Origin of the sequence: Novosphingobium sp. MMS21-SN21R (assembly GCF_031846015.1) — a bacterium.
Taxonomy (GTDB): domain Bacteria; phylum Pseudomonadota; class Alphaproteobacteria; order Sphingomonadales; family Sphingomonadaceae; genus Novosphingobium.
In genome coordinates this window covers 26819-44214 of the sequence record NZ_JAVRDU010000001.1, presented here as the reverse complement: position 1 = coordinate 44214, position 17396 = coordinate 26819, and the positions used below count along the sequence as shown (strand labels likewise).

Genomic DNA, 17396 nt, shown 5'->3' with positions numbered 1-17396 from the left:
CTGCGCATGTGTGGTCAAGCACCAGCGACACAATGACAATGAAGCTTGACATAGAGGTGAATATGGTCAAGGAAGCTTGTCATCAGATCAAGGAGGCTTGACCAATGTCCGTCACCATCAAGAACCCAGCCAACCGCCGCTACACCATCCGCCTGTTCGCGCTGATGACCGCCTATGTCCTGTTCCTCATCCTCGCCAAGTGGGCGTTCAAGCGCGGGCTGGCCGAGGGCTCGCTCGCTTATGTCCTCGCACTGCTCCCTGCGCTGCCGATCATCGGCGTGTTCTGGGCGGTCATGCGCCTGCTGGTGGAGCAGACCGACGAATACTTGCGCATGCTTATGGTGCGGCAATGCCTCTTCGCCACCGGCTTCGCGCTGTTCATCACCACGATCCGCGAATGGCTGCAGAACTTCGACCTGATCGCCGCCGGAGACCACGGGTTTGGCGCGGCGTTTTTCTGGTTCGCAGGCCTCGGCCTTGGCGCTCTGTATAACCGCATCACCCTGGGCGAAGGCGGCTGCGCATGAAGAACCGCCTCAAGGTCCTGCGTGCGGAGCGCAACTGGAGCCAGGCCGACCTTGCCGAAAAGCTCGATGTCAGCCGCCAGTCGGTCAACGCGATCGAAACAGGGAAGTACGACCCTTCGCTCCCGCTCGCTTTCCGGATCGCGGAACTGTTCGAACTGCCGATCGAAGCAATCTTCCAGAAAGGCGAATGACCCATGCCGTGCAGGAACAACACTCGCAAATTGGGCCTGTGGCTGGCCATCACCGTTGCCATTACCGTGGCCTCGATGTCAGCCAGCAAGCCGCACAAGGTCGCGTCCGTCGAGCCTGTCAGTCAGCTTGCTGGTCCGCGCGTTTCGCTGATGCTGCCGCTAAACTGACCTTGCCGCGCCCGGACAGGCAGGCCATGACCGGGCGTATGACCGACGTTTCGCGCTTCACCCTGCCATCGGGCCAGCACATGGCCTACCGCTTCCTCCCCGGTCGCCTACCCGCCGTGGTATTCCTTCCCGGCTACATGTCCGACATGCAAGGGAGCAAGGCGGTGGCGGTGATGGACTGGGCGCAGCAAAGAGGCCGCGCCTGTCTCCTGCTCGACTACACCGGCTGCGGGCAAAGCGATGGCGCATTTGCCGATGGCTGTCTTTCTAAATGGCGCGATGACGTCGTCGCGCTGGTGGATCATCTCGGCCTCGAAGCGGTCCACCTCGCCGGCTCTAGCATGGGCGGCTGGCTGATGCTGCTTGTGGCCGAAGCGCTGAGCGACAGGGTCCGCGCGCTTGTCGGTATCGCCCCCGCACCGGACTTCACCGAATGGGGCTATTCGCAATCGCAGCGGATCGAGTTGGCGGCGGGGCGCACGATCTTCGAGGACAATCCTTACGGTCCCGAGTCTACCCCGACCCATGCGCTGTTCTGGTCGGACGGCGAGCGCAACAAGCGCCTGGCTGCAGGCATAGCCTTCGATGGCCCGGTTCGCCTGCTCCACGGCCTGAACGATGCTGACGTGCCGTGGGACATATCCATCCGCCTCGCCCAGTCGCTGCGTTCAGCCGATGTGCAGGTGCATCTGATCAAGGACGGCGACCACCGGCTTTCGCGCGAAACCGATATTGCCCTGCTGCTGCGCGAGTTGGCCGGAATTGAAGGATAAGCCGATGATCGATCTGCCCGCGCCGCTTTTCGCGGTCGAGATGGCGCAAGAGGCGCAGTTGATGCAGGTCGGTCCGAATCCATCGCCGGGGCAGATCTCGCCCCTGCCGATCCCCCGCCGGCGCAAGCAGGCCGATATCGAGGCGCAGGCCGGCATGATCAGGCCCGAACTTCCCCAGCAAGACCGCCTGACTGCCTGCATCGCCAAGGCCGCGACCGATCCGGATGCGGCGCTGGTCGATGCGAGACGCTGGGTCGCCGAGGGCAGCGACGCAGGCCAGAAGGTCCGCGCCAACCAGTGTCTCGGGTTGATCCTGTCAAACGGTGGCAATTTCGAGGGCGCGCTTGAAGCCTTCAGCCAGGCTGTTGCAGGGATTCCAAAGGAGCAGGAAATTGCCGCCGTTCCGCTCATGGCGATGGCCGGAAACGCCGCGCTCGCAGGTGGCAAAGCCGAAGCTGCGCTAGGTTGGTTCGACCGTGCTCTGGCGGTACAGGCCTATCCTGACAACGCCGCGCTGGGCGCGATTCAGGCGGACCGCTCGCGTGCGCTGGTGGCTCTTGGCCGCATGGCCGAGGCCGGTGGTGCGCTCGACGAGGTCCACCGCCTCGCGCCCGAGGACGGCGAGGGCTGGCTGCTCTCGGCCACGCTCGCCCGCCGCAACAACGATCTGCCACGCGCCCAGCGCGATATCGAGATCGCCGCGAAGTACGCCCCGCGCGATCCGCGCGTCGGGCTTGAGGCCGGAGTCATCGCAGTGCTCGATGGGCGCGATGAAGCGGCGCGCAAGTCGTGGGCTTCAGTCCTCGCCGCTGATCCTGACGGCGATTCAGGAAAGGTTGCAAAGGGCTACCTTGAACAACTGGGGCCTGCCCCCACATCTGTTACGTCCCCCGCAACCGAGAAGCCCGCCCCATGAAACTATCCGTCCTCGATCTGGTCAGTGTGGTTGAGGGCGGGACGGTCCGCGATGCGCTGAACAATGCCGCCGCTGCGGCAAAAGTCGCCGAGGACTGCGGCTACGAGCGCTACTGGGTGGCCGAACATCACGGCATGGAAGGCATCGCCAGCGCGGCGGTGTCGGTCGTGCTCGCGCATATCGGCCATGCTACCTCCACCATCCGCATCGGATCGGGCGGGATCATGCTTCCCAATCACAGCCCGCTAGTGATTGCCGAGCAGTTCGGGACTCTGGACGCTCTGTTCCCCGGCCGCATCGATCTTGGCTTGGGCCGTGCCCCCGGTGCCGACCAGCGCATCGTCCGCGCATTGCGCAAGGATACCAACCGTGCTGCCGAGGATTTCCCGCAGGACGTGGTAGAATTGCGCGCGCAGTTTGCTGGCGATCCGCGGGTGCCGCTGCAGGCCACACCGGGCAAGGGCGCCAATCCGCAAATGTGGATTCTGGGGTCAAGCCTGTTTGGCGCGCAACTCGCGGCCATGCTTGGGCTGCCTTATGCTTTCGCCTCGCACTTCGCACCAAGGCAGCTCGATGAGGCGCTGGATCTCTACCGCGAACGGTTCGAGCCGTCCGAAACGCTGGCGAAGCCCTATTGCGCCGCCGCGATCAACGTCATCGCCGCCGATACCGACGAGGAAGCGCAACTGCTTGCCTCGTCGATGGACCAGTCGTTCGTCGCCCTGCGCACAGGAAATCCCGGCAAGTTGAAGCCGCCCGTGCCGGGATATCGCAACAGCCTGCCGGACTCAGCGGTCTCCATGCTTGAAAGCGTCCGCCGGGTGAGTGCGGTCGGCACGGTTGAAACAGTGCGCGAGGGACTTAATGCCTTTGCGACGCGCACCGGCGCGGACGAGATTATCGCCGCCGCCTCGATCTTCGACCAGGGCGCGCGGTTGCACTCGCTGCGCCTGGCGATGCAGGCGGCAAAGGGTCTCGTTCCGGCTTGACACCCGCGTGACGGATTTGTCCGGCACAACCTGACGGGTCTTGCGTTCACAACAGCGGGTTAACCCGCAAGTGCCGCTCAACCGGACTTGTCCGGCGGCAATGGCTGGACTACCATCCGTACAATTGCTACAAGAACGTAGTATATAATTACAAGCGAGAGCAACATATGTCTCTCGCCGGAGAGCCGGGAACCAAGCGCATGGCGTCGAAGTCCGTTGTTCAGTCATCGTCCACCGCAACCCCGGCTGCGGGCGCTTCCGACATATCCCGCCAAGTTGCCGACGATCTGGCGCCAGCACTTGCCACGCGATTCGCTGCCGCGCTCCTGCCCGACGAAGCTGCAGACTTCGACGGCTCTCGCCTCGCGGAAGCCGCGCGCTTTACTGCCGCAGTGGCCGCCGTGCGGCAAGGTAGCGATCCCGTCATCGCGATAGAAAGCGTGAGCGGTTCGGAAAGCGGCGCGCGCCATTTGCGCATTGCCGTGATCAACGACGACATGCCATTTCTCGTCGATTCGATTGCTTCGACGATCACCGCGCAGGGCCTCTCGATCGACCGTCTTGTCCATCCGGTCGTCGCAGTGCGCCGCGATGGAGCCGGAACTCTCACCGCTTTTCCAGATGGCGAAGCAGCGGGGGAACGCCGCGAATCGGTCGTCTATCTCGAAACCGAACGCGCCGACGCGCGCCAGCGCCGCGCGCTCGGCGCCGCGCTGGATGAAACGCTGGCCGATGTGCGCGCCGCAGTGGCCGACTGGCCGCTGATGCAGGCGGCGATGCGCGACGACGCCGCCAACCTGGCTGATCCCGAAGGGGCTGCCCTGCTGCGCTGGCTGGCCGACGGAATGCTCACCCAATTGGGCTGCGTTACCCGTCACCGCGATGGCCGCTACCAGAACCCGCTCGGCATATGCCGCGCCAGCGCGGATTCGATCCTTGCTGCCGCCTCGTTCGACCGCGCATTCCGCTGGTTCGATGAAGCCGGGACCGATGGACAGGGCCGTGTGCCGCTGATCGTCAAGGCGAACCGGATCGCCAATGTGCACCGCCGCGTGCCGCTCGACCTGTTCATCGTGCCGCGCGTCGAGGCGGGCAAGGTCACCGCGCTTGTCGTCCACGCGGGCGTCTGGACCAGCGCCGCGCTCGCCGCTGCGCCGGACCGCATTCCCCGGCTGCGCACGCAGCTTTCCGAACTGATGGACAAGTTCGGCTTTGCGCCCAATGGCCACGCGGGCAAGGCGCTGGTCCACGCGATGACCGCGCTGCCTCACGACCTGCTGGTCAGTTTCGCCGATGCCGATCTCGAGCGCGTTGCCACCGCGATGATGAGCCTGGTCGACCGCCCGCGCCCGCGCCTCGCGCTGGTCCCGGCCCCACTCGCACGCCACTTGTTCGCCTTCGTCTGGCTCCCGCGCGATATTCTCTCGACCGAAGTTCGCCTCGCGATTCAGGCCATGCTTGAGGCGGGTGCAGGCGCGCACGTGCTCGATTGGGCGCTGCAGGTAGAGGGCAGTACGCTTGCCATGTTGCGCTTCGTGCTCGACGTGCGCGAACGTGAGGTGCACGCCGACGAGGCTGCGCTCGATCTGCGGCTTCAGGCCATGGTGCGCGGCTGGGCCGGTGCGGTCGAGACCGAACTCGCGGTCACCGAAGAGCCTTCGCGTGCCGCTGCCATCGCCGCGCGCTATGCCGATGCCTTCCCGATTTCATACCGGAACGCCTCCGGGCCTGCCGAGGCCGCGCGCGACATCCGCGTGTTGCGCACGCTCTCGGGCACCCACGCGCCGCGCCGCGCGGTGCGCCTCCATCGCAACACCGCCGAAGTCGCGCTGCGGCTCAAGCTCTATCAGCGTGAAGGCGCCATCGTGCTGTCGGACGCGGTGCCGGTGCTCGAAAACTTCGGCTTCCGCGTGCTGGAGGAAGTGCCCACCCCGCTCGACGGTGGCCGCCTCGGCTTCGTCCACGATTTCCTCGTCGCACATCCGGCCGACAGCAGCGTCGAAGCTTTGCTTGCCCGTGCACCTGCCATCGAAACCTCGCTTGCCGCTGTGCTCAACGGTGTGGCCGAGGACGATGCGTTCAACCGCCTGATCGTCGCTACCGGCCTCAGCGCAGTGGAAGCCAACTGGCTGCGCGCGTTCTACCGATACTTGCGTCAGGCGGGGATGACCTTCGGCATTCCCACCGTGGTCGAAGCGCTGAAAAATGCGCCAACCGTCACACGCGGCCTCGTCGATGCTTTCGTCGCGCGCCACGATCCTGCCTTTGCAGGTGAGCGCGATGCTGCTTTCGCGGATGCGGAGGACCGCATCAAGACCGGCCTCGCAGGCGTCGCCGCGATCAACGACGACCGTTTGCTGCGCCAGTTCCGTGCGCTCGTCCTCGCCATCCTGCGCACCAACGCTTTCGCGCCCGCCGCTGCAGAAGCCATGGCATTCAAGATCGACTCCGCCCTTGTTCCCGGCTTGCCCAAGCCGCTGCCATGGCGCGAAATCTTCGTCTACAGCCCCCGCGTCGAAGGCATTCACTTGCGCGCCGGGCCAGTCGCGCGTGGCGGTCTGCGCTGGTCTGACCGGCGTGACGATTTCCGCGTGGAGGTCCTTGGGTTGATGAAGGCGCAGCGCGTCAAGAACGCGGTGATCGTGCCGACCGGCGCCAAGGGCGGCTTCTATCCCAAGCAGTTGCCCGATCCCGTGCGTGACCGCGAAGGCTGGCTGGCCGAGGGCAAGGCGAGCTATCAGGTGTTCATTCGCACCCTGCTTTCACTCACCGACAACATCGTGGACGGCAAGGTCGTCCATCCGCGCCATGTGATCGTGCGCGATGGCGAGGACCCCTACTTCGTCGTCGCCGCCGACAAGGGCACCGCCACATTCTCCGATGTGGCCAACGCCATCGCCGAATCGCAAGACTTCTGGCTCGATGACGCTTTCGCCAGTGGTGGCTCGAAGGGCTATGATCACAAGGCGATGGGCATCACCGCCAAGGGCGCATGGCTCTCGGTGCGCCGCCATTTTCTGGAACTGGGCACCGACGTTCAGACCGAATCCGTTCGCGTGGCGGGTTGCGGCGATATGTCGGGCGACGTCTTCGGCAACGGCATGCTGCTGTCAAAGGCGCTGAAAGTCGTCGCCGCGTTCGATCACCGTCATATCTTCCTCGATCCCGATCCCGATCCGGCAAAGAGCTGGGAAGAACGAGCGCGGATGTTCGCGCTGCCGCGCTCCAGCTGGGACGATTATGACAAGAGTCTGATCTCGCAGGGCGGCGACGTGTTCCCGCGCTCAATGAAGGCCATCCCGCTCTCGCCAGAGATTCAGGCGATGCTCGGTCTTGCTGTCACTGAGATCGACCCCGAATCGCTCATCTCGGCGATCCTGCGTGCACAGGTCGATCTGTTGTGGTTCGGCGGCATCGGCACCTATATGAAGGCCAGCACGCAGAACAACGTGGACGTCGGCGATCCCGCCAACGACTCGCTGCGCGTTTCGGCTAACGAGGTACGGGCGAAGGTTATCGGCGAAGGGGCCAATCTTGGCACCACACAGGCCGCGCGCATCGAATTCGCGCTGCATGGCGGGCGCATCAACACCGATTTCATAGACAATTCCGCAGGCGTCGATTGCTCGGACAACGAGGTCAATATCAAGATCGCGCTGGCTGCGGCCAAGCGTTCGGGCAAGCTGAGCGAGGATGCCCGCGTCGACCTGCTCGTTTCGATGACTGACGACGTTGCCCACCTCGTGCTGGAGGACAACCGCTTGCAGGCGCTTGCCCTGTCCATCGCCGAACGCGGCGGGGCCAGTGCCATGCCCGCCTGGTCGCGCCTGATCGACGTGCTGGAGGAAGGTGGCGACCTCGACCGCAAGACCGAAGGCCTCGCAAGCGCTGAAGATCTCGCGCGCCGCGCCGCTGCGGGGCAGGGCCTGACCCGCCCCGAACTCGCGGTCCTGCTGTCGAGCAGCAAACTTGTGCTCCAGCGCGAACTCGAAGAAAGCCCGGTCGTCGACGATCCTGTGCTCGAAGAAGAATTGATCGCGGCCTTCCCGCCGCAGATGCACGAGGCTTACGAAACCGAGATCACGCATCACCGCCTGCGCCGCGAGATCGTCGCGACCAAGCTGGCCAACCGGGTGATCAATCGCATGGGCCCGGTCCATCCGTTCGAACTGTGCGAGGAGGAAGGCTGCAGCCTTGCGCAAGTCGTCTCGGCCTTTGTCGCGGCGGAACGCCTGCTGGATCTGCGCGCGACATGGGCGCTGCTCGACGAAGCCGCCATGCCCGAAACGCTGCGGCTCTCGCTGTTCGAACGTATCGCACAGGGCCTGCGCGGCCACATCGCCGATGTGCTGCGCGCAGGGCGCGGCACGATGCAGCCCGATGCCCTGATTGAAGATCTGTTCGGCGGGGTTGCGCTGCTCTCGCACACTGCCGCCCAGTTGTTGCGCGGCGAGGCGCAGGCGCAGGCGCGCAAGATGGCGCAGGAACTCGGTGCTGCCGGTACGCCTGCAGATATCGCTGCCCGCCTCGTCCACCTCTATGACATGGACGGCGCCATCGGCCTCGCCCATCTGGCGGGCGAACTGAACGTCGATGCCGGTGCGCTGACTGGGGCGTTCGCCGATCTTGGCGCGGCGCTTGGGCTTGATTGGGCGCAGCAGGCTGCACGCCGGATGAACCCGTCCGATCCGTGGGAGCGCCTGCTCGTTGCAGGCCTCGCGCGCGATTTCCAGCAGATGCGGCTCGATTTCCTCGCGCGTTCGCTGGGCAAATCGCCGGACGCTTTCGCTTCGGCATGGCTTGATGCCAATGCCGTTCCGGTGCGCCAGTTCCGCAGCCTCGTCGCCCGCGCGCAGGCCGCACCTGCGGTCGGCCCGGCCATGCTGGCGCAAGTCGCCAGTCAGGCAAGGACGCTGCTGGGGCGCTGAAACACGCGGGAAGGGTTTGTCCGCGAGCAGGCTTTCTGTATACGCACGGATATAGCCTTCCCGGAGTGTCCATGCCCGCCATCGTCCGCAAGCTGCTGGTCCTGCTCGGCATCGCAGTGCTGGGAGCCGTTCCGGCGCGGGCGGAGCAACGCGGCCCGCTCGTCCTCGCCGCTGCGAGCATGCAGGAAGCGTTAACCGACGCCGCCAACCGCTGGGCTGCGCTTCGTCACCCACGCCCGGTCATGTCGTTCTCGGCATCCTCGGCGCTCGCCCGGCAGGTCGAAGCAGGCGCGAAGGCGGATCTGTTCATCTCGGCGGATGAGGAATGGATGGATTACCTCCAGAGCAAGGCCCTGCTCCGCCCCGGCACCCGCGCGCGGCTGACCGAAAACCGCCTCGTGCTGGTTGCCCCTGCCACGAGCAAGCTCGCCTTGCGCATCGCCCCGCGTTTTGCACTGGCGCGCGCGCTCGGCACGGGACGTCTCGCCATGGCTGATCCTGCTACAGTCCCCGCCGGGCGCTACGGTAAGGCAGCGCTGGCAACGCTGGGCGTGTGGCCGGCGATCGCGGGCCGCATTGCCCCTGCCGAGAACGTCCGAGCAGCATTGGCGCTGGTCGAACGCGGCGCGGCGCCGCTGGGCATTGTCTATGCCACCGACGCCCGCGCTTCGGCCAAAGTCCGCGTCGTCGGCGTGTTTCCCGCCAGCAGCCATCCGCCAATCACCTACCCCGTCGCCCTGCTCAAGGCATCGGCCAACCCGCAGGCCGAAGCGTTCCGCCGCTTCCTCATCTCGCACGAGGGTCGCGCGATCCTCGCCCGGCGCGGGTTCGGACTGCGCTGAATGACACTGGGGCCGGAAGAATGGGAAATCGTGCGCCTCTCGCTGAAAGTCAGCGGCGTTGCGGTCGTGGCGTGCCTGCCCATTGCTTTCGCGCTCGCGTGGGCACTGGCGCGCGGGCGCTTTCCCGGCAAGGTCGTGCTCGATGCTCTGGTTCACCTGCCGCTGGTGCTGCCGCCCGTGGTTACCGGCTGGCTGCTCCTGCTCGCTTTCGGACCGGCCGGCCCGGCAGGGCGATGGCTGGAGCACTGGCTCGGCCTAACGTTCCTGTTCCGCTGGACAGGCGCCGCGCTGGCTGCCGCGGTCATGGCTTTGCCGCTGATGGTGCGCGCGATGCGTTTGTCGATCGAGGCGGTCGATCCGCGCCTCGAACAGGCAGCGATGACGCTCGGCGCCTCGCGCTGGCGGACATTCCGTACTGTAACCCTGCCGCTCGCCCTCCCCGGCGTGGTCGCGGGCGCGGTGCTTGGCTTTGCCCGCTCGCTGGGCGAATTCGGCGCGACGATCACTTTCGTGTCGAACATCCCCGGCGAGACCCAGACCCTGCCGCTTGCCATCTATAGCGCGCTTCAGGTTCCCGGCGGCGAGACGCAAGTCATGCGCCTTGCGGTTGTGTCGGTCCTTCTGTCGCTGACTGCGTTGATTGCCTCCGAAGCGCTCGCGCGGCGCACGGGGAGGAGTGGCCATGTCCTTTGATGTGCACGTCGGGCGCCACCTCGGTGCCACACGGATCGAGGTCAGCTTTACCGCGCCTGCCGGCCTGACCGCGCTGTTCGGCCCCTCTGGCGCGGGCAAGACTTCGGTGCTGAACATGGTCGCGGGCCTGCTGCGCCCTGACACGGGCCGGATCGTGGTGGGCGGCGAAGTGCTGTTCGACAGCGCCGCCGGTATCGACATGCCCGCGCAGGATCGCCGCGCCGGTTATGTCTTTCAGGACGGCCGCCTGTTCCCGCACCTGCGCGTCCGCGACAACCTGGCCTATGGCGCGCCTCGCGCAGACGGCGCGGGCCTGATGACGCTGGACGAGGCTGCGGATTTTCTCGGCATCGCGCACTTGCTGGGACGCTGGCCGCGCACGCTCTCGGGCGGCGAGGCCCAGCGCGTCGCCATCGGACGCGCGTTGCTTTCCGGCCCGCGCTTCCTGCTGATGGACGAACCCCTCGCTGCGCTCGACCGCGCGCGCCGTGAGGAAGTGCTGCGTGTGATCGAGCGCCTTCGCGACGAGGTGGGCCTGCCGATCCTCTACGTCAGCCATGATCGCGCCGAGGTCGAGCGATTGGCGGGTTGCATCGCGGAAATATAACTTGTCGTTACGGCAACGGTCTTTTTGACCTCGATCAGTTGACGAGGCGCAGGAATTGTCCAAACGCGATTAGCAAATTGGGAGGATTCGATATGGCCAATGGGCTGGAACGTGCGGACGTCATCATCGTGGGCGCAGGTCATGGTGGAGCCCAGGCGGGCATCGCGTTGCGCCAGAACGGCTTTGAAGGCCGCATCCTGGTGATCGGGCGCGAACCTGAAATCCCTTACGAGCGTCCGCCGCTGTCCAAGGAATATCTCGCCCGCGAAAAGACGTTCGAGCGCATCTGCATTCGCCCCGCACAATTCTGGGCGGACAAGAACATCGAGATGAAGCTTTCAGCCGAAGTCGTCTCGCTCGATCCGGCGGCGCACACGGTCAAGTTGGGCGATGGCTCCGAGATTGAATACGGCAAACTGATCTGGGCCACCGGCGGCGATCCGCGCCGCCTTTCCTGCATGGGATCGGACCTTTTGGGCGTCCACGCCGTGCGCACCAAGGAGGACGCCGACCGGTTGATGCGCGAACTCGATGGCGGTGCCAATCGCGCAGTGGTGATTGGGGGAGGATACATCGGCCTTGAAGCCGCTGCCGTGCTTACCAAGTTCAACGTTTCCGTCACCCTGCTGGAAGCGCTGCCCCGCGTGCTGGCACGCGTTGCAGGGGAATCGCTGTCGGAATTCTACCAGGCCGAACACCGCGCTCACGGCGTCGATTTGCGCACGGGCGCGGCGATGGACTGCATCGAGGGCGATGGCACCAAGGTAACCGGCGTGCGCATGGCAGATGGCTCGGTGCTTCCAGCTGACATCGTGATCGTCGGCATCGGCATCATCCCCTGTATCGGCCCGCTGATCAGCGCGGGCGCGGCGGGCGGCAATGGCGTGGACGTTGACGAATTCTGCCGCACCAACCTGCCTGACGTCTATGCGATCGGTGATTGTGCGGCCCACGCCAACGACTTTGCCGATGGCGCGGTGATCCGTCTTGAATCGGTGCAGAACGCCAACGACATGGCGACGACTGCGGCCAAGGACATCTGCGGCGCGCCGGTGCCCTACAAGGCGACGCCGTGGTTCTGGTCGAACCAGTATGACCTGAAGCTACAGACCGTCGGCCTCTCGACCGGGCACGACAATGCCGTGTTGCGCGGCGATCCGGCCACGCGGTCGTTCTCGGTTGTTTACCTGAAGGGCGGCAAGGTCGTCGCGCTCGACTGCGTGAACATGGTCAAGGACTATGTCCAAGGCAAGAAGCTGGTCGAGGCCCGCGCCCAGATTGCGCCCGAAATGCTGGCCGATGCCAGCGTGCCGCTCAAGGAAATGATGGGTTAAGTCAGGCGCGCCATGGCCCAGCGGGCGGCGTCAGCCACCGCCGGGTCGGGATCGTTCAGCAGGGCTGCGACCGGCGCGACTAGCGCCGCGTCGCCGCTGTTGCCCGCCGCATAGAGGCAATTGCGCACCATCCGGTCGCGCCCGATGCGTTTGATCGGGCTGCCGGAGAAGACCTTGCGAAAGGTCGCATCGTCCAGCGCCAGCAGTTCGGCGAGCCTTGGCGCGGTAAGTTCCGCGCGGGGCAGGAAGGCGCGGTTGGCCTGTGCGGCCTTGGCGAAGCTGTTCCACGGGCAGGCGGCAAGGCAATCGTCGCAGCCGTAAATGCGATTGCCAAGCGGCTCGCGAAATTCCTCCGGCACCGGTCCCTTGTGCTCGATCGTCAGATAGGAAACGCAGCGCCGTGCATCGAGCCGGTAAGGGGCAGGGAAGGCATTGGTCGGGCAGGCGGTCTGGCAGGCATCGCACGACCCGCAGCGGTCAGCATGGGTGCCGTCGGGGGCAAGGTCGAGCGTGGTATAAATCGCGCCGAGGAACAGCCATGAACCGTGCGTGCGGCTGACCAGATTGGTGTGCTTGCCTTGCCACCCGATGCCCGCGGCCTGCCCCAGCGGCTTTTCCATGACCGGCGCAGTATCGACGAAGACCTTCACCTCCGCGCCCGGCACTTCGGCCACCAGCCACCGCGCCAACGCCTTGAGATTGCGCTTGACCACATCGTGATAGTCGCCGCCTTGCGCATAAACCGAAATGCGTCCGCGATCGGGGTGGGCCTCAAGATTGCGGGGATCGTCAGCGGGCGCGTAGCTCATGCCCAGCGCTATCACGCTGCGCGCCTGAGGCCACAGCGATTGCGGCCCGCGCCGGTGGTGGAGCCGCGTTTCCATCCATTCCATCGTGCCGTGCTCGCCTTCGCCCAGCCAGCGTTCGAGGCGTTCTGCGCGCACCGGATCGTCGGCGGCAGGCGCAATTCCGCAAGCTGCAAAGCCGAGCGCCGAGGCCTCTGCTTTCAGCCTGTTTTCCAGACTTGCTATTGCGGCGTTAACCAAACTTGCTGTCCCGCTCGTTCATCGCCTAGGCTTAAGGCCATGAGCTATGAAGATCGAGCTAGGGGAATGGCCTGTGCCGGGCAATGACGTTGATCCGGCGGGCGCGGAGCTTGCCATAATGGCGCGCGGGCTGGTCAAGCGGTTCGACGGCTTCACTGCCGTCGATGGCGTGGATATTTCCGTACCGAAGGGCTCGATCTACGGCATTCTCGGGCCGAACGGCGCAGGCAAGACCACCACGCTGCGGATGCTGCTCGGCATCATCGATCCCGACGAGGGTTACCGCCGAGTGCTGGGGTCCGAACGACCGACCGACGTCGCCCGCCGCATAGGCTATCTCCCCGAGGAGCGCGGGCTTTACCCCGCGATGAAGGCCTATGAGGCCATCGGTTTTCTTGCCGCCTTGCGCGGGATGCCGCTCAAGGAAGGGCGGCGGCGCGGGCGCGAAATGCTCGAGGAGCATGGCCTCGGCTATGCCGCCGACCGCCAGATCCGGCAAATGTCCAAGGGCATGGCGCAGCAGGTGCAATTGCTCGGCACCTTGGTCCACCAGCCCGATCTCGTCGTGTTCGACGAACCGTTCTCCGGCCTCGATGCGCTCAACCAGGGCAAACTTGAACAGATGATCCGGGCGCTGGCGGCCAAGGGCACGACGGTGATCTTTTCTACCCACGTCATCGCCCATGCCGAGCGACTGTGCGATCAGGTGGCGATCATCGCTGGCGGCAAGGTGCCCTTCGCAGGGCCGGTCGATGTCGCGCGTGATCGCCTCCGCCCGCAAGTGCGGCTGGAAACGCGCGCGCAGGACGGGCCTTGGCGCGCCGCACTTCCCGCTGATGTGCGCCACGAAGGCGCGTTCTGGTATTTCACCCTGCCCGAAAGCGGAATCGAGCCGCTGCTGCGCGCGCTGATCGAGGGTAATGCGGGCATTCTCAGCCTGTCGATCGAACGCGCGGGGCTGCACGATGCTTTCGTCGCCATCGCGGGCGAGGCGGCCGCCAAGGCGCTTGAGGAAAGTGCGGGAGAACCACGGTGATTTCGATGCGAGAAAAGCTGCGCGCCGCGCTGGTCATCGCCCGCCGCGATTTCGTCGCGGTGATCTTTTCCAAGACCTTCATCTTCTTCCTGATCGGCCCGGCCTTTCCGGTGCTGGTCGGCGGGTTGGCCGGGAACATCGGCGCGAAGGTTCAGCAGAACGTAGAGCGTCCGACCATCGGCCTCGCCATGAGCGCTGCCGATACCGACCGCATTCTGTCCGCGCGCGAGGAACTCGACGGCAGGCTGGCGGGATCGCTTCCCCGGATCGAGGTGCTGGAGCGGATGACTCCCGGCGAGAGCTTCGACGCCCGCGCCGCGCTGGCCGATGGCGAGCGGCAGGTGACGGCGGTGATGGGCGGCACGCTTGATGCGCCGACGCTGACTGGCCCTGCAGACCGGGTGCGGGCCTGGGCGGGCCTGGCCTCGAACCTTGCAGCCCATGCGCGGTCGGGCACGGCGATGGTCTATCCCGACGTGGCGATTCAGGAGGTCACCACCTCCGTCGCCAAAGTGCGCAGCGGGCAGGCCTATACCGCGCAAGGCGGGCAAGTGCTGCTATTCCTGCTGACGATGCTGCTGGCAGGCATGGTCCTGTCCAACCTCGTCGAGGAAAAGGGCAACAAGATCATCGAAGTGCTGGCAGCCGCCATCCCGATGGATGCGATGTTCATGGGCAAGCTGTTTGCGATGCTCGGCGTAAGCCTTGTCGGCATCGCGGTGTGGGGCAGTGTCGGCGGCGGCATCGTGTTGCTGGGGGCAAAGGACCTGCCCGCGCTGGCCGCGCCTGCAGTTGGCTGGCCGCTGTTCCTCGTGCTCGGTTTCCTTTATTTTGCAATGGCCTATCTGCTGATGGGATCGCTGTTCCTGTCGATCGGCGGCATGGCTTCGACCGTGCGCGAGGTGCAGACGCTATCGATGCCGGTATCGATGTTCCAGCTGATGGTGTTCTTTTTCTCGAGCTATGCGCTGACTATGAAGGGCACCTGGGTCGAATGGCTGTCGATCCTCTTTCCGGTCAGTTCGCCTTACGCCATGCTGGCGCGCGCGGCGCAGGACGAGGCGGTGTGGCCGCATGTGCTCGCCCTCGGCTGGCAAGTCCTGTGGGTGGCGATCATCGTGCGGGCAGGCGCAAACTTGTTCCGCCGCACCGTGATGAAATCCGGGCCTTCGCGGGGCAAGGCGGGGCGCAAGGGGCTCTTGGTGCGCCTGTTCAGGCGGGACAAATCCAAGGCTTATTGACATTGATGTAGGTTGTGGCAGGCTGACCACCCAAGCGGACCGCCGAGCAACGCGCGGCCGCACCGGAGGATTGCCATGGCCAGCCAGCTCGCGCCCGAAGTGCCTGCGTTCACTTACCGCGATTCGCCCACCGCCACGCAGGCGTTCGGCGCCTGGCTGAAGGCTAATCCCCAAGCGATTCCAGCCAGTTCGCACGCCTGGGACGTCAGCCGCTCGGACATCTATGTCGAGGACCGCTGGCAGCCGATCTTTGCCGAAATGCGCGCCAAGGCACCGGTCAACCGCGTCCCCGACTCGGCCTATGGCGCATACTGGAACGTGGTCAGCCACAAGGCGATCACGCACGTCGAATCGCTGCCCGAGCAGTTCTCGTCGTCATGGCAACATGGCGGCATCACCATTGGCGATACGCCGACCGACATCGATCCGCAGGTCTTGGCCGAGCGCCAGCTGCCGATGTTCATTGCGATGGACCGGCCTGACCATACCGGCCAGCGCCGCACGGTTGCGCCCGCATTCACCCCGGCGCGGATGGTGGCGATGGAGCAGGACATTCGCCTCCGCACCGCCGAAGTGCTCGATTCGCTGCCGTGGGGCGAGCGCTTCGACTGGGTGGACAAGGTTTCGATCGAACTGACCACTGGGATGCTCGCGCTGCTGTTCGGCTTTCCGTGGCAGGACCGGCGATTGCTGACGTTCTGGTCCGATTGGGCCGGCGATGTCGAAATGACGCTCGCCCGCGATCTTGCTGACATGCGCTTCGGCGTTCTGAGCGAGATGGCGCACTATTTCCAGCGCTTGTGGGGCGAGCGGATGCGGGCCGCGCCTTCGGACGACCTTATCTCGATGATGATCCATTCCGATGCGATGAACCACATGAGCCCACAGGAGTTCATGGGCAATCTGGTGCTGCTGATCGTCGGCGGCAACGACACCACGCGCAACACCATGTCGGGTATCGTCCATGCCCTGGAAAAGTTCCCCGATCAGGCCGATCTGCTGGCGCGCGATCCTTCGCTGATCCCCAATGCGGTGCAGGAATGCATCCGCTTCGTCACCCCGCTCGCCCACATGCGCCGCACCGCCACGGCCGACGCCGAGCTGTTCGGGCAGCAGATCAAGGCGGGCGACAAGATGGTGCTGTGGTACATCTCGGCCAACCGCGACGAGGCGGTGTTCGAGAATGCCGACAAGCTGATTGTCGACCGGCCCAATGCCCGGCGGCACCTTGCGTTTGGGCACGGCATACACCGCTGCGTCGGCGCGCGGCTGGCCGAATTGCAACTGCGCATCCTGCTGGAGGAAATGCACGAGCGGCGGATGCGCGTGCGGGTGACCGGCGCGGCTGAGCGGGTGCGCGCCAACTTCGTTCACGGCTTCCGCAAACTGGAGGTCGAACTTGAAAAACGCTGATCCCCCCTCATCTATGACTTTCGTCACGATGACGTCGGTCATGCCGCGCTAGAACAAGCCAGTTCCTGCCGGTGGGCCCCCGCCCCCAAGGGGTGTTCAGCCCTCCCGGCTCATCGGCAGGACACCTGAGGATTGCCATGATCGCGAACACGCCCACGCAAGCTCTCCCACGCCGCCGCTTCATGGCACTGCTGGGTGCATCGGCGGCGTTCCCGCTGGCGACCGCCTGCAGCGCCAAGCCAGCTGCCAAAGGCACGTTTCCGATTGCAACGACAGACGCCGAATGGAAGCGCCTGCTGACACCCGACCAGTATTACATCCTGCGCGAGGAAGGGACCGAACGCCCCGGTACTTCGCCGTTGCTCCATGAAAAGCGGAAGGGCACTTTCGTCTGTGCCGCCGATGGCAACCCGCTGTTTGCCTCGTCCACCAAGTTCGAAAGCGGCACCGGCTGGCCGAGCTTCTACCGCCCCCTGCCGCGCGCGATCGGCACCACGACCGATCGTTCGCTCGGCATGTCGCGCACAGAAGTGCACTGCGCGCAATGCGGCGGCCACCTTGGCCACGTGTTTGACGACGGCCCCGCGCCGACCGGCCTGCGCTATTGCATGAATGGCGATGCGATGAAGTTTCGTCCGGTCTGAGTGGGACCGGAGAGCTTGCTCCTGCCTGCTTGACTATGCCCTAAAGCC

16 protein-coding genes are annotated in these 17396 nt (G+C 65.3%); 15 read left to right on the top strand and 1 reads right to left on the bottom strand.

What is annotated here, in order from left to right; translation table 11 throughout:
• The first annotated feature begins 104 nt into the window (after positions 1-104).
• From RM192_RS00240 to RM192_RS00190, 11 genes are all read left to right on the top strand, one after another.
• On the top strand, positions 105-527 hold the full coding sequence (locus RM192_RS00240; RefSeq protein WP_311505488.1) for a hypothetical protein: 423 nt from the start codon (positions 105-107) through the stop codon (positions 525-527).
• Complete coding sequence (locus RM192_RS00235) at positions 524-718, top strand: helix-turn-helix transcriptional regulator (protein ID WP_311505486.1); 195 nt, start codon at positions 524-526, stop codon at positions 716-718. The genes RM192_RS00240 and RM192_RS00235 overlap by 4 nt, the downstream gene beginning before the upstream one ends.
• Before the next feature lie 3 nt (positions 719-721).
• Positions 722-886, top strand: coding sequence for a hypothetical protein (locus RM192_RS00230; protein WP_311505484.1), 165 nt, complete (start codon positions 722-724; stop codon positions 884-886).
• Positions 887-924: 38 nt separating this feature from the next.
• Complete coding sequence (locus RM192_RS00225; protein ID WP_311505483.1) at positions 925-1659, top strand: alpha/beta hydrolase; 735 nt, start codon at positions 925-927, stop codon at positions 1657-1659.
• A 4-nt stretch (positions 1660-1663) separates the two neighbouring features.
• A complete protein-coding gene (locus RM192_RS00220; protein WP_311505482.1) occupies positions 1664-2575 on the top strand; it encodes a tetratricopeptide repeat protein in 912 nt (303 codons plus the stop codon).
• On the top strand, positions 2572-3564 hold the full coding sequence (locus RM192_RS00215; RefSeq protein ID WP_311505481.1) for an LLM class flavin-dependent oxidoreductase: 993 nt from the start codon (positions 2572-2574) through the stop codon (positions 3562-3564). The genes RM192_RS00220 and RM192_RS00215 overlap by 4 nt, the downstream gene beginning before the upstream one ends.
• 200 nt (positions 3565-3764) lie before the next feature.
• The gene (locus RM192_RS00210; RefSeq protein ID WP_311505480.1) at positions 3765-8492 is read left to right on the top strand and encodes an NAD-glutamate dehydrogenase domain-containing protein; all 4728 of its coding nucleotides are present in this window, start codon (positions 3765-3767) and stop codon (positions 8490-8492) included.
• A 71-nt stretch (positions 8493-8563) separates the two neighbouring features.
• Positions 8564-9334 (top strand): molybdate ABC transporter substrate-binding protein, encoded by a 771-nt coding sequence (modA, locus tag RM192_RS00205; RefSeq protein WP_311505478.1) that lies wholly within the window; start codon positions 8564-8566, stop codon positions 9332-9334.
• Positions 9335-10027: a molybdate ABC transporter permease subunit gene (gene modB, locus RM192_RS00200; protein ID WP_311505477.1), complete on the top strand. Its 693-nt coding sequence runs from the start codon at positions 9335-9337 to the stop codon at positions 10025-10027. It begins immediately after the preceding gene.
• Positions 10017-10634, top strand: coding sequence for an ATP-binding cassette domain-containing protein (locus RM192_RS00195; protein ID WP_311505476.1), 618 nt, complete (start codon positions 10017-10019; stop codon positions 10632-10634). Before modB ends, RM192_RS00195 begins: the two co-directional genes overlap by 11 nt.
• 92 nt (positions 10635-10726) lie before the next feature.
• The gene (locus RM192_RS00190; RefSeq protein ID WP_311505475.1) at positions 10727-11968 is read left to right on the top strand and encodes an FAD-dependent oxidoreductase; all 1242 of its coding nucleotides are present in this window, start codon (positions 10727-10729) and stop codon (positions 11966-11968) included.
• On the opposite strand, the gene queG is transcribed toward RM192_RS00190, so the two are convergent.
• Positions 11965-13014 (bottom strand): tRNA epoxyqueuosine(34) reductase QueG, encoded by a 1050-nt coding sequence (gene queG, locus RM192_RS00185; RefSeq protein ID WP_311505474.1) that lies wholly within the window; start codon positions 13012-13014, stop codon positions 11965-11967. The genes RM192_RS00190 and queG overlap by 4 nt on opposite strands.
• 46 nt (positions 13015-13060) lie before the next feature.
• On the opposite strand from queG, the gene RM192_RS00180 reads away from it, so the two are divergent.
• The 4 genes from RM192_RS00180 to msrB all read left to right on the top strand — a co-directional run bounded on the left by RM192_RS00180 (position 13061) and on the right by msrB (position 17348).
• On the top strand, positions 13061-14050 hold the full coding sequence (locus tag RM192_RS00180; RefSeq protein WP_311505473.1) for an ATP-binding cassette domain-containing protein: 990 nt from the start codon (positions 13061-13063) through the stop codon (positions 14048-14050).
• Positions 14051-14055: 5 nt separating this feature from the next.
• On the top strand, positions 14056-15291 hold the full coding sequence (locus RM192_RS00175) for an ABC transporter permease (protein ID WP_311505472.1): 1236 nt from the start codon (positions 14056-14058) through the stop codon (positions 15289-15291).
• Positions 15292-15366: 75 nt separating this feature from the next.
• Complete coding sequence (locus tag RM192_RS00170; protein ID WP_311505471.1) at positions 15367-16704, top strand: cytochrome P450; 1338 nt, start codon at positions 15367-15369, stop codon at positions 16702-16704.
• Positions 16705-16841: 137 nt separating this feature from the next.
• A complete protein-coding gene (gene msrB, locus RM192_RS00165; RefSeq protein WP_311505470.1) occupies positions 16842-17348 on the top strand; it encodes a peptide-methionine (R)-S-oxide reductase MsrB in 507 nt (168 codons plus the stop codon).
• The last annotated feature ends 48 nt before the right edge of the window (positions 17349-17396 follow it).